The 13,073-nt window shown below is 32.7% G+C and carries 10 protein-coding genes; all 10 read left to right on the top strand.

Annotated elements, in window-relative coordinates:
- Positions 1 to 270: 270 nt before the first annotated feature.
- Positions 271 to 918 carry an L-fuculose-phosphate aldolase gene (locus tag ACMOUI_RS11480; RefSeq protein ID WP_418965831.1) on the top strand — a complete coding sequence of 216 codons (648 nt, stop codon included), beginning with the start codon at positions 271 to 273 and terminating at the stop codon, positions 916 to 918.
- Between the two features lie 10 nt (positions 919 to 928).
- Complete coding sequence (locus ACMOUI_RS11475; RefSeq protein ID WP_418965830.1) at positions 929 to 2,311, top strand: rhamnulokinase; 1,383 nt, start codon at positions 929 to 931, stop codon at positions 2,309 to 2,311.
- Positions 2,312 to 2,323: 12 nt separating this feature from the next.
- Positions 2,324 to 3,820 (top strand): sugar ABC transporter ATP-binding protein, encoded by a 1,497-nt coding sequence (locus ACMOUI_RS11470; RefSeq protein ID WP_418965829.1) that lies wholly within the window; start codon positions 2,324 to 2,326, stop codon positions 3,818 to 3,820.
- A 10-nt stretch (positions 3,821 to 3,830) separates the two neighbouring features.
- Positions 3,831 to 4,793 carry an ABC transporter permease gene (locus ACMOUI_RS11465; protein ID WP_418965828.1) on the top strand — a complete coding sequence of 321 codons (963 nt, stop codon included), beginning with the start codon at positions 3,831 to 3,833 and terminating at the stop codon, positions 4,791 to 4,793.
- 12 nt (positions 4,794 to 4,805) lie between these two features.
- The gene (locus tag ACMOUI_RS11460) at positions 4,806 to 5,750 is read left to right on the top strand and encodes an ABC transporter substrate-binding protein (RefSeq protein WP_418965827.1); all 945 of its coding nucleotides are present in this window, start codon (positions 4,806 to 4,808) and stop codon (positions 5,748 to 5,750) included.
- 17 nt (positions 5,751 to 5,767) lie between these two features.
- A complete protein-coding gene (locus tag ACMOUI_RS11455; protein WP_418965826.1) occupies positions 5,768 to 6,925 on the top strand; it encodes an iron-containing alcohol dehydrogenase in 1,158 nt (385 codons plus the stop codon).
- 17 nt (positions 6,926 to 6,942) lie between these two features.
- Positions 6,943 to 8,736: an L-fucose isomerase gene (locus ACMOUI_RS11450; RefSeq protein WP_418965825.1), complete on the top strand. Its 1,794-nt coding sequence runs from the start codon at positions 6,943 to 6,945 to the stop codon at positions 8,734 to 8,736.
- A gap of 12 nt (positions 8,737 to 8,748) precedes the next feature.
- Positions 8,749 to 9,174, top strand: coding sequence for an RbsD/FucU family protein (locus tag ACMOUI_RS11445; RefSeq protein ID WP_418965824.1), 426 nt, complete (start codon positions 8,749 to 8,751; stop codon positions 9,172 to 9,174).
- Between the two features lie 174 nt (positions 9,175 to 9,348).
- Entirely contained in the window at positions 9,349 to 10,509 is a 1,161-nt protein-coding gene (locus ACMOUI_RS11440; RefSeq protein ID WP_418965823.1) for a glycoside hydrolase family 2 protein, read from the top strand.
- Positions 10,509 to 13,058 carry a glycoside hydrolase family 2 TIM barrel-domain containing protein gene (locus tag ACMOUI_RS11435; RefSeq protein ID WP_418965822.1) on the top strand — a complete coding sequence of 850 codons (2,550 nt, stop codon included), beginning with the start codon at positions 10,509 to 10,511 and terminating at the stop codon, positions 13,056 to 13,058. The genes ACMOUI_RS11440 and ACMOUI_RS11435 overlap by 1 nt, the downstream gene beginning before the upstream one ends.
- Positions 13,059 to 13,073 lie beyond the last annotated feature (15 nt).

Raw genomic sequence — 13,073 nt, 5'->3', positions numbered from 1 at the left:
ATTTGCAACTTCAGCAATTTTTTTTAGATTCATAAGTAACCCCCAAAAAAGTTAAATTTATATTTTTCTAAAGTATACTCTAGAAATAGAGAAAAAGTATATATTAAATTAAAAAAAAATAGAAAAATTACGCAAAAATTTGCATAAAAAAACGAAAAAAATGTCAAATTTCTTATTGATTTAAAAAAATAAATAAAGTATATATCTTTAATAGAAGATAAAAAACTTTATAAAAGTACATATTGTTTAAAAATAGGGAGGAAATAGAGAATGAGAATTAAAGAGGTTAGAGAGAAAATTATCGAAATTTCATTGAAAATGTTGAGCGAGGAACTTACAAATGGAACTGCAGGAAATATAAGTATCTATGATAGAGAGGAAAATTTAGTTGCAATATCACCAACAGGGATTCCATACTCTATTTTAAAACCTGAAGACATATCAGTTGTTGATTTAGATGGAAACTTAATAGAGGGAAAAAATCCAAGTAGCGAATTGGAAATGCATCTTATGTTTTATAGAAAAAGAAAAGAGATAAATGCAGTGATACATGGACATACTAAATACTCAACAGCTATAGCCTGTTTAAGAAGAACTCTCCCAGCTATAGACTATATGATGGCAGTTACTGGAGATAAGGAAGTGAGATGTGCAGAATACGCAAGTTATGGGACAAAAGAGCTAGCAGAAAATTGCTTTAATACTATGAAAAACTCAAGAGCTTGTCTACTGGCTAATCATGGAATAACAACGGTGGGAGAAAGTATTGAAATAGCTTACAATGTTTTAGCACAAGTTGAATATATTTCAAACCTATATCTATTGTCATCAGCAATAGGAGAACCTGTTATTGTGGAAGATGAAGAGATCTTTAATATGGTAGAGAGATTTAAAAACTATGGTAAAAAGATAAAGTAGGGGAGGAGATATGGGGTCTGTTTTATGTTTTGATTTAGGAGCATCAAGTGGAAGAGCCATAATTGCTAAATATAAGCAAAATAGGTTAGAGTTAAAAGAGATTCACAGATTTTCAACAGATACTTTAAAGGAAAATGAAAAAATCTATTGGGATTTTAATCATATTATGAGAGAGATAAAGTTAGGGATAAAAAAAGCTTTAGAAGAGGATGAGAATATTGAATCCATTGGGATTGACACTTGGGGATGTGACTATGGTTGGATCGATAAAAATGGAAAATTATTACGAAATCCAAGATCATATAGAACAGAGATACCAGAAAAGGTTATAGAGGAGGTTCATAAAAGAATATCTTCAAAAGAGCACTATGAAATTTGCGGGAATGCTTATTTTAATTTTAACACCATATATCAACTCTACTATGACATAAACTATGAAAAACTACTATCAAAGGGTGCCAAAGAGTTTTTGTTTATTCCAAATCTAATATACTACAGCTTAACTGGAGAAAAAATATGGGAGTATACAATAGCATCAACATCGGGATTGGTAGATGCTAAAAATAAAAAGTGGTCCAATACTATATTTGATAAATTGGATATGCCTTCTGAAATAAAAGGGGAGATTAGTTATCCAGGAAAGACCGTATACCCTTTAAAAAATGAAGTGATGAAAGAGTTAAACATTGATAAAAAAATCGATGTTTGCCTAATAGCGGGACATGATTCAGCATGCGCAGTAATAGGAGCTCCATTAGAAAAAAATAGCGCATATTTAATAAATGGAACATGGTCATTGCTAGGAATTGAAAATGAACAGGCAATAATTAATACTATTGGACGTGAAAAAGGGTTGGTAAATGAGGGGTCTTTAAACAAGAAGATAAGGTTTATGGCCATGATAATTGGGACATGGATTTTACAAAAACTTAAGACAGAGTGGAAAGAGTCTGGAGAAAACATAGATTTTAAAGATTTTGAAAAAATGGCTAATCAATCTGAGATAGGTGGAGAGATTGATATAACTGAAGAGTTTTTAACACCTTATAGTATGGAAAAACTTATAATTGATAGTTACCTTAAAAAATATAGTATAGGTGTGAAGGAAAAAAAAGATATTTTAAAAATTGCTTATAATAGTTTAGGAAATAGATATAAAGAATCTTTAGATTTAATTGAAAAGCTGAGTCAACAAAAAATTGAAAATATAGTTCTTTTAGGTGGGGGCAATCAAGACAGATTTTTGATAAAAACAATAAGAGAATACCTAAATTTACCGATTGAATTGGGACCAGTTGAAGCTTCAGTGACAGGAAATGCCTTAGTCCAATTGATGACTTTAAGTAAAATAGAGAGTATAGATGAAGCTAGAAAAATAATAAAATCTAAGTAAAAGGAGGATGCTTTGGAAAACAGATTATTGCTGATGAAAGATATTGAAAAAAGCTTTCCTGGTGTAAAAGCACTTCAAGGAGCCTACCTAGAGTTAGAAAAGGGAAAAGTAAATGTTATTTTAGGAGAAAATGGTGCGGGGAAGTCAACACTGATGAAAATTTTAACAGGGGTATATTCACGGGATAAAGGTGAGATATTTTTAGAAGGTAAGCCTATTGAGGTAAAAAGTCCAAAAGAGGCTGAAAAATATGGAATAAGTATTATCTATCAAGAGTTTAATTTATTGCCACATCTAAGAGTGTCTGAAAATATATTTGTAACAAGGTTACCTAAAAATAAATTTAGATTAATAGATGAAAAAAAGCTCTATGATGAAACAAAAAAAATATTGGACAGATTAAATTTGAAAATTGATCCAAATGAAATAGTAGAAAATTTAAGTGTAGCGCAACAGCAAATGATTGAGATAGCAAAAGCTCTCTCTGTAAACTGCAAAGTTTTGGTTATGGATGAACCAACTGCGGCTTTAACTGAGAGTGAGATAGAGGATCTATTTAAAGTTATATATGACTTGAAGCAAAGAGGTGTTGGAATTATCTACATATCTCATAGAATGGAAGAGTTAAAGTTCATTGCTGATAAAGTGACAATAATGAGGGATGGGCAATATATTAAAACCTTAAATTTTAAAGATACTACATTGGATGAGATGATAAGTTTAATGGTAGGAAGAAGTTTAGAAAATCAATTTCCAAAGAGAGAAAAAAATATAGGAGAGATAGTACTTCAAATAAGACAAATCTCTAAAAAAGGGAGATATAAGGATGTGAGTTTTGATTTGAAACGAGGGGAGATACTGGGACTTGCAGGACTTATGGGAGCTGGGCGAACAGAGGTTGCCAGAGGAATATTTGGAGCTGACCCTATAGATTCAGGGGAGATAATACTAGAAAAAGAGGTTTTAAATTTGAAAACCCCAATTGATGCTATAAGAAAGGGAATAGCTTATTTGACAGAGGATAGAAAAAGAGATGGACTTCTTTTAAATCTGTCTGTAGAGGATAATATAATGATATCCAGTCCAAACTCATATTCAAATAGTTTAAAAATATGTGATTTTAATAAATCTAAAGATCTATGTAATAGTTTTATAAAATCTATGAATATAAAAACTCCTAATTTAAAGCAGGAGATAAAAAACCTGTCTGGTGGAAATCAACAAAAGGTAATCATAGCAAGATGGCTTTGCGAAGATAAAAAGATACTTTTAATAGATGAACCAACAAGAGGGATTGATGTAGGAGCTAAAAGAGAGGTCTATAACTTAATGAATAACCTAGTTGCCAATGGGATGTCCATTATAATGATATCTTCAGAACTACCAGAAATTTTAGGCATGAGTGATAGAGTGGTCATTATGAGAGAGGGAAGTGTTACAGGGATAGTTCCTGTTGAGGAGTTGAATCAGGAAAAAATTATGTATTATGCTACATTGGAAAAAAAGTAAGGAGGATGTAATGGAAGCCATACTAGTGAAAGAGAAAAAGAATACTTTTGATTTAAAAAAAACTTTTGAGAAATTAGCTGCTTTGAGCAGTTTAATAATTATGATGATTTTCTTTTCGATTTTTTCAGAATACTTTTTTACAACAACTAATCTGCTAACAATAGCTTTACAAACCTCAGTTATAGGAATTATTGCCATAGGTCAAACCGTGGTAATTATAACGGGAGGAATAGATTTATCAGTGGGTTCAATTGTAGCTTTTTCTGGTGTAACGGCGGGACTTTTAGTTGAAAGAGGACTTCCTTTAGTTCCAGCTCTAATCTTAGGAGTTTTTATTGGAGCGGCTGTGGGTATTGTGAATGGGGGCTTAATTTCAAAAGCTAATCTACCACCTTTTATAGCTACATTGGGAATGATGATGGTTTTAAGAGGACTTACTTTAGCACTGACAAATGGAATGCCTATCTCCAGTTTTGATGATAGCTTTGTTTATTTATCTGGTGGAAGTGTATTTGGTATTCCAAATCCAGTTATATACTTTATATCTTTAGGTTTGATATTCAACTTTATTTTAAGAAGAACAGTTTTGGGAAAAGATATCTATGCAATAGGAAGTAATGAGGAAGCAGCTCGTTTATCTGGAGTGAATATAGTAAAAGTTAAATTGATGGTCTATGGATTCTGTGGATTTTTGTCTGGTATATCTGGAATAATTTTAGCCTCAAGACTTATATCTGCTCAACCAACAGAGGGAGCGGGATATGAGTTGGATGCAGTAGCAGCAGTTGTTATAGGTGGAGCAAGTTTAAGTGGAGGAAAAGGAAACATAATAGGAACAATAATAGGTGCCTTTATTATGAGTACCTTGAGAAATGGACTAAATATGATGAATGTTTCTGGATTTTGGCAACAGTTTGTAGTGGGAGTTGTATTATTGTTAGCTGTTTATTTAGACCAAAAAAGAAAGAGATAGAGGAGGGTATTTATGTTAAAAAGTAATTTGAGGAAGTTTATGTTAGCAACATTAGTTTTAGGAGTGGCTGTAACATCATTTGGAAAAACAATTGAGATGGTCAGTAAGGGATATCAGCATGAATTTTGGAAAACAGTTGAACTTGGGGCAAAAGATGCAGCTAAAAAGTATGGAGTGGAAGTTAATTTTATTGGTCCAGAAAAAGAGAGCGAAGTAGGAAAACAAGTGGGAATGGTAGAGAATGGAATAAATAAAAAGGTGGATATAATAGCCTTAGCAGCTTTAGATGCAAATGCTTTATACCCAGTGGCTAAAAAAGCAAATGATGCAGGAATTGAGATAGTAACATTCGATTCAAATGTGAGAGGGGGATTGGAGAAAAGTTTTGTTGCAACTGATAATATGGCAGCAGCAGCAAAAGCGGCAGATTTCTTAGCCAAACAGATAGACTACAAAGGAAAAGTTGCAATAGTTGCCCATAATGCTGGAACATCTACAGCTATTGAAAGGGAGAAAGGGTTTAGAGAGGAGATGAAAAAATATCCAGATATAGTGATATTAAATACACAATTTAGTGATGGAGATAAATCAAAGGCTTTGGCAATAACGCAGGATATTTTACTTGCTAATCCAGATTTAAAAGGGGTTTTTGGAACTAATGAAGGGGCAGCAGTAGGTGCTGCAAGAGCTATTGAGGAGAAAAAAGCTAAAGATAAAGTGGTGTTGGTAGGTTTTGATAGCTCAGAGGATGAAATAAAATATATAAACAGTGGAGTTATGAAGGGGCTAGTGACTCAAAACCCTTATATGATTGGTTATGATACTGTAGAGGCAGCAGTAAAGGTATTAAATAATCAACCAGTTGAAAAAAGAGTGGATACAGGTTCAGTTTTAGTAACAAAGGACAATGTAAATGATGAGAATATTCAAAAGATATTAAATCCATTTAAAAAATAGTTTAAGGGGGAATAATAATGTTAGCAATGAGAAAGATATATTGGCCATCTGTAAATATTTTAGGTCCAGGAGCGCTAAAAGAAGCGGAAAATGAGATAAAAAAAATGAATTTAGGAAGAGCATTAATTGTGACAGATAAAGTTTTAAGTGAAAATGGGGTAGTTGAAAAAGTAGTGCAAGAGTTAAAAAATGAGAGTTTAGATTATGTTATATACAGTGATGTAAATCAAAATCCAACAATAAAAAATGTCAATGATGGGTTAGAGGCATATAAAAAAAATGATTGTAGATATATTATCTCTGTGGGAGGGGGATCACCACAAGATACTGCAAAAGCTATTGGTATATTGGTTACAAATGGAGGAGATATTGTAGATTATGAAGGTGTCTTTAAATCTAAAAATAGATCGGTTCCAATAGTTGCAATAAATACAACAGCTGGTACAGCTTCAGAGGTTACAATAAACTATGTTATAACAGATGAAAATAGAAAAATAAAAATGGTTATGGTCGATCCAAACTCTTTGGCAACAATTGCGGTTAATGACCCTGAGTTGATGTTAAAAAAACCAACACCATTGACTGCAGCTACAGGTATGGATGCTTTAACTCACGCAATAGAGGCCTATGTGACAAAAGGGGCCTATGAATTAAGTGATACTTTAGCGTTGGAAGCGATAAAGTTAATAGGAGAATCTTTGGAGGAGGCTGTAAAAAATGGTGACAATTTAGAAGCTAGATCAAAGATGGCATGGGGTTCATATATAGCGGGATTATCATTTTCAAATTGTGGACTAGGGATAGTTCACTCTTTAGCTCACCAACTTGGGTCAGAGTATGATATTCCTCATGGAGTGGCCAATGCGATTTTATTGGCTGACGTCATGGAGTATAACTTGGATTCAAACTACAAAAAGTTTGCAAATATAGCTAAGGTTCTGGGAAGAGATATAACTAATAAAACAGTTGAAGAGGCAGCTATGGAATCAGTTTTAGCAGTTAGAGAACTATCTGAGAAAGTAAATATCCCTAGATTAAGTGAAACTAGCTTTAAAATGGAAGATATTGAAAAACTGTCTAAACAAGCTCATGAGGATGTCTGTGCGGGAGGAAACCCTAAAGATGCTAACATTCAAGATATAGTTGAAATATATACAAGAGTTTACAAAAGATAATGAGGAGATGAAAGTTTATGTATAGATTAAATGGGAAATTACCAAAAATTGGAATAAGAGCTACTATAGATGGAAGAAGAAGAGGTGTAAGAGAGTCCTTAGAAGGTCAGGCTATGGATATGGCAAAAATGGTTGCTAAGTTTATTGAAGAGAATCTCAAATATCCTAGTGGTGAGCCAGTAGAGTGTTACGTTTTTGAGGAAACAATTGGGAGAGTTCCAGAAGCTGCTAGATGTGAACAAAAATTTAAAGATAACAATGTAGGTGTTTCCCTAACTGTAACACCATGTTGGTGTTATGGTACAGAGACTATAGATTGTACCCCTAATATACCAAAAGCTATATGGGGATTCAATGGAACTGAGAGACCTGGAGCAGTTTACTTAGCGGCGGCATCAGCGGGACACGCACAGGTTGGAGACCCTGTGTTCTCTATATATGGAAAACATGTACAGGATGGAACTGATAAGGAGATTCCTGAGGATGTAAAAGAAAAGATTTTAAAATTTGTTGAATCTGGACTTGCAGTTGCTCTGATGAAAGGTAAATCATATCTATCTATAGGTAGTGTTTCTATGGGAATTGCAGGGTCTATAGTAAATCCTGATTTTTTCTCTGATTATCTAGGTATGAGAAATGAATATGTTGATATGATTGAATTAAAAAGAAGATTAGATGAGGATATCTATGATACTGAAGAGTTTAAAAAAGCTATGGAATGGACAAAACTTCACTGTAAAGAGGGGGAAGATTGTAATAATACATATATTCAAAAAACTAGAGATGAGAAAGATAAGGATTGGGAGATTGTTGTGAAAATGACAATTATAATGAGAGATCTCATGATTGGAAATGAGAGATTAAAAGAGAGAGGTTACTTGGAAGAGTCCGAGGGGCATAATGCAATAGCTGCAGGATTCCAAGGACAAAGACAATGGACTGACTATATGCCAAATGGAGATTTTTCAGAGGCAATATTAAACTCATCTTTTGATTGGAATGGAATAAGAGAGGCGTTTATAGTGGCAACAGAAAATGACTCTTTAAACGGTGTAGCCATGTTATTTGGACATCTTTTAACTGGTAGAGCTCAGATATTCTCAGATGTTAGAACATTTTGGTCTCCAGAAGCTATAAAGAGGGTCACTGGAAAAGAGTTGGAGGGAAAAGCTAAAAATGGATTGATACATCTTATAAACTCTGGTTCCTCATCTCTAGATGGTACAGGAGAACAAGTTGACAGAGAGGGAAATAGAGTTATGAAACCATTTTGGGAGATAACAGAGGAGGAAGTAAAAAAATGTTTAGACTCCACAAAATGGTGTGAAGCTGATTTAGGATATTTTAGAGGGGGAGGTTACTCGTCACAGTTTTTAACTAAGGGTGAGATGCCTATAACAATGACAAGAATAAACCTGATAAAAGGGTTGGGACCTGTTTTACAGATAGCTGAAGGATATGCTGTTGATATACCCAAAGAGATTCACGATATTCTAGATAGAAGAACAAATTTTACATGGCCAACAACATGGTTTGCTCCTAACTTAACTGGTAAAGGGGCATTTACAGACGTTCATACTGTTATGGATACATGGGGAGCAAATCATGGAGCAATCTCATATGGACATGTGGGAGATAAGTTTATAACATTGGCATCTATGTTAAGAATTCCTGTTACCATGCACAATGTATCTGATGAAAAGATATTTAGACCAAAAGTTTGGTCATCATTTGGTACAGTGGATAAAGAGGGTGCAGACTATAGAGCTTGTAAAAATTTTGGTCCTATCTATGGAAAAATCAGGGGATAGGGAGAGTATAATATGCTAAAAAATATACCTAAAAATATATCTCCAGAACTTTTAAAAGTTATTTGTGAAATGGGACACAGTGATGAAATAGTTATAGCAGATGGGAATTTTCCATCTGCTGGAATAAATAAAAATATAATAAGATATGATGCCAGTGGAGTAACAGATGTTTTAAAATCTATTTTAGAGTTATTTCCTTTGGATGAGTATGTGGATACCCCTGTAATATTGATGAAAACAGGAGATGAATATAGGGGGAAGCCAAAAATTTGGAAAGAGTATGAGAGTGTATTGGAAAAAAATGATTTTAAAGGTAAAGTTTTAGAGATGGAGCGATTTGAATTTTATGAAAGAGCTAAAAAGGCTTATGCAATTATAGCCACAGGAGAAACAGCTATATACGCTAATGTGATTTTAAAAAAAGGTGTTGTTAAATAGGATTATAAGATTGGTCAAAAAATATTTCTATAAAAATAAAGCAAAAAAATGAAAAAATTAAGAACTAATTTTACTAAGGTGAAATTAGTTCTATTTTTTTATATAAATACTCTTTACAAAATCCCATTTATAAAGTAATAAAGTATGGACTAAAATTTGAGGGGGTTCATAAAAATGAATACATTAAAAATGATGCTAGTGTTAAGTTCAGTTCTAACAACTCTATGCTATTCTGACAATTTGGATGGTTCTAATCATGCAAAGGGACATGAGGGCATAAATCCAGGAAGTTACTCTAAAGACAATCCTTTTTGGACAAATAATCCTGAAATTTTTGGAGATAATAGAGAGAGACCACATGTTACAAAGATGTCTTTTAACACTGTTGAGGAGGCTTTAAACAATCCAAACTATGCTGATTTTGAAAATTCTAAAAATTTTAAAAGTTTAAATGGAGATTGGAAGTTTAAATTGGTGGATCATCCAGATCAAGATTTAAAAGATTTCTATAAAACTTCCTATGATACAAAAGATTGGAAAACTTTACCTGTTCCATCAAGTTGGCAATTACATGGATATGATCAGATTAGATACAATGACACTGCCTATCCTTGGGAATATCAAAAAACACCTATAAATCATCCTGATACACCTAAAGATTACAATCCAATTGGATATTATAAAAGAGAGTTTAATATTGACAAAAATTGGGATGGAAGAGAGGTATATATATCTTTCCAAGGTGTGGAATCAGCTTATTATGTATATGTAAATGGTGAGTATGTAGGTTATAGTGAAGACTCATTTACAGGGCATGACTTCGATATAACAAAGTTTTTAAAAGAGGGAAGTAATGAGGTTGCAGTTAAAGTGTATAGATGGAGTGATGGAAGCTGGTTAGAATCTCAAGATATGATTAAATTGAGTGGAATTTTTAGAGATGTATTTTTATATTCAACTCCAAAGACATATATAAGAGACTATACAGTTGTAACAGATTTAGATAAAGAGTATAAAAACGCAGATTTAAATATAAAAGTGGAGGTATCTACAAAATCTGGATTCACTTCAGGAAAATATACAGTTATGGGAAAAGTATATGACAGTGAGAAGAAAGAGATTAAAACATTTGAAAAATCTGTTGAGGTAAATGGAGAGGATGCAAAACAGATTATAAGTTTCAATGAAAAGTTTATAGACCCAAAAAAATGGAGTTCTGAAAATCCAAATCTATATACTCTAGTTTTAGCTTTAAAAAATCCAAAAGGCAATATAATAGAGACTGTAAGTAATAGAATTGGATTTAGAAAGGTTGAGATAAAAGATAATAAGTAATGGTCAATGGAAAAAAACTTATGTTAAGAGGTGTGAATAGACATGAGTTTACAGGAGATAAGGGGAGAGTGGTAAGTGAAGATGTAATGCGTAAAGACATTGAGCTTATGAAACAAAATAATATAAATACTGTTAGATCATCTCACTATCCAAATGATCCTAAATGGTATGATCTATGTGATGAATATGGTCTTTATGTTATGGATGAAGCTAATTTAGAGACACATGGAAGACTTGATGAGATTCCTCAGGATAGAGTTGAGTGGACGCCAGCTGTTATTGATAGAGAGGAGGCCATGGTAGAGCGTAGTAAAAATGAACCATCTATAATAATGTGGTCAATAGGAAATGAATCTTCAACTGGGAAAAATTTTGAAATAGCTGCAAAATACCTAAAAGAGAAGGATCCTACAAGACTTACACACTATGAACCACAAAGAGATATAACTGATACATATAGTAGAATGTATAGATCGATTGAAGAGATGAAAGCATACCTAGTCTATGATGATAATACAAAACCATACTTGCAATGTGAATTTGCACACGGTATGGGAAATAGTATTGGAAATCTGCAAGATTATTGGGATGTTATGGAAAGTGATGAGATATTTCACGGTGGATATATTTGGGATTGGGTAGATCAAGCTATTGAAACAGTGGATTCAAAAACTGGTAAGAGATATTTCGCATATGGTGGAGATTGGGGAGATGAGGATTTCACAGATAAAAACTTCTCTGCCAATGGACTTATATTTGCTGATAGAACAGTTCAACCTGAATTGGTTGAAGTAAAAAAAGTGTTCCAGAATATAGGGATTAAAAAGTCTGATTTAGCTAAAGGAAAGATATCTTTAGAAAATAAGTATATGTTTACAAATTTAAAGGATTACAATGGAAATTGGGATATTATTGAAAATGGAAAAATAATAAAAAGTGGACAATTTGAAGTAGATCTATTGCCAGGTGCAAAAAAAGATATTGATATTCCACTGGCTGATTTAAAACTTGACCCTAAAAAAGAGTATTTTATCAATATAAACTTCTCATTGAAAGATGATAAACCGTGGGCAAAAAAAGGGTATATTGTAGCAAGTGAACAGTTCCAAGTGGGAGAGACTCCTAAAAGTGAAAAGATAGATTTAAAGGATATTAAACCACTGAAATATACAGAAAAAAATGGTGTTTTAGATATTTTAGGCAATAACTTTAAGGTGGAGATTGATCTAAAAAAAGGTGGAATAAATGCTTTTGAAAACAATGGAAAAAAACTTTTAGAAACACCTCTTGAATTTAATTTTTGGAGAGCTCCAAATGATAATGACAGAGGAAATGGTGCTTTAAAAAGATTGGATACATGGAGATATGCAGGTAAAAATAGTAAAGTTTTAAACTATAGAGTTGAAAACTTAAAGGATAGAGTAATAAAGGTGGACTTAGAGATAGAGATTCCTACAAAAGAGGCATCACAACTTTATGTTACATATCTTATTGATGGAAATGGAGAGATTTTAGTGGATTCATCATTGTACTCACCAAAAACTTTACCTGAAATACCAGAGTTTAGTATGATAACGGAGTTAAGCCCTAAAAGCAATAGAGTGAAGTGGTATGGAAGAGGACCTGAGGAAAACTATATTGATAGAAAAACTGGATACGATATTGGAGTGTATGAGGAAGATGTAGAAAACTTCTTTATACCGTATATAAATCCATCTGAAACTGGAAATAGAGGTGATATTAGATGGGTTGAAGTTACAGATAACAATGGAGAGGGAGTACTTATTACATCTATTCCTGAGAGAGAAAGTCTGGAATTTAATACTCTTTACTATACTCCAGAGGAGTTATCAAGTGGAAAGAGACACCCTTTTGAGTTAACAAAAAATAAAAATGTAGTTTTAAGAGTTATTGGAAAACAGATGGGTGTTGGTGGAGATAACTCATGGGGAGCTAGACCTCATGACCAATATCAATTAAAATCAGGTGAAGTTCAAAGATATACATTTAAAATTATGGGAAAAAATAGTGGTATAGATGCAATGGAAAAAAGAGATAAAAATTTGGCATTAGATTCTAAGAACTATTTTGAAGCTAAAAGATCTATTGAGCAAGTTGCAGATAACGTTGTATATCTATCTGATTTAGATATAAAAAATAGTAATAAAATGGCGAAGGATAAAACAATAGCTGAAAATCCATTGACTTTAAGACTTGAAAATGGAGAGGTGATAAAGTTTGAAAAAGGTGTAAATGGATTATCTGAAAATGATATAACTATTGATATAACTGAAAAAGGGTTTAAAAAATTCCAAAGTTATGTTGGACTGGATAGGGAGGTTTTGGGTTATAGAGGAACAGCTGAATTTAAAGTTTTTGCAGATGGAAAAGAGGTTTTTAACAGTGGTATCATGAAAAGTTCTGATAGGGCTAAATTTATTGATATTGATTTAAAAGGTGTTAAGGAGCTTAAACTTCAGATATTGAGTGCCGATGGAATAACAAAATATGACCATGGAACTTATGGAGATGCAAAGTTTATAAAATAGTATAATAAAGTATAT

The organism is Cetobacterium sp., assembly GCF_048470075.1.
Classification (GTDB): domain Bacteria; phylum Fusobacteriota; class Fusobacteriia; order Fusobacteriales; family Fusobacteriaceae; genus Cetobacterium_A.
This window is presented reverse-complemented; position numbering and strand designations above follow the sequence as displayed.

Excerpts from the sequence above, each read along its gene's own strand:
- ACMOUI_RS11445 (WP_418965824.1), top strand. The coding sequence starts at position 8,749 with ATGCTAAAAAATATACCTAAAAATATATCTCCAGAACTTTTAAAAGTT.
- ACMOUI_RS11450 (WP_418965825.1), top strand. The coding sequence starts at position 6,943 with ATGTATAGATTAAATGGGAAATTACCAAAAATTGGAATAAGAGCTACT.
- ACMOUI_RS11465 (WP_418965828.1), top strand. The coding sequence starts at position 3,831 with ATGGAAGCCATACTAGTGAAAGAGAAAAAGAATACTTTTGATTTAAAA.
- ACMOUI_RS11480 (WP_418965831.1), top strand. The coding sequence starts at position 271 with ATGAGAATTAAAGAGGTTAGAGAGAAAATTATCGAAATTTCATTGAAA.
- ACMOUI_RS11460 (WP_418965827.1), top strand. The coding sequence starts at position 4,806 with ATGTTAAAAAGTAATTTGAGGAAGTTTATGTTAGCAACATTAGTTTTA.
- ACMOUI_RS11440 (WP_418965823.1), top strand. The coding sequence starts at position 9,349 with ATGAATACATTAAAAATGATGCTAGTGTTAAGTTCAGTTCTAACAACT.
- ACMOUI_RS11455 (WP_418965826.1), top strand. The coding sequence starts at position 5,768 with ATGTTAGCAATGAGAAAGATATATTGGCCATCTGTAAATATTTTAGGT.
- ACMOUI_RS11475 (WP_418965830.1), top strand. The coding sequence starts at position 929 with ATGGGGTCTGTTTTATGTTTTGATTTAGGAGCATCAAGTGGAAGAGCC.
- ACMOUI_RS11435 (WP_418965822.1), top strand. The coding sequence starts at position 10,509 with ATGGTCAATGGAAAAAAACTTATGTTAAGAGGTGTGAATAGACATGAG.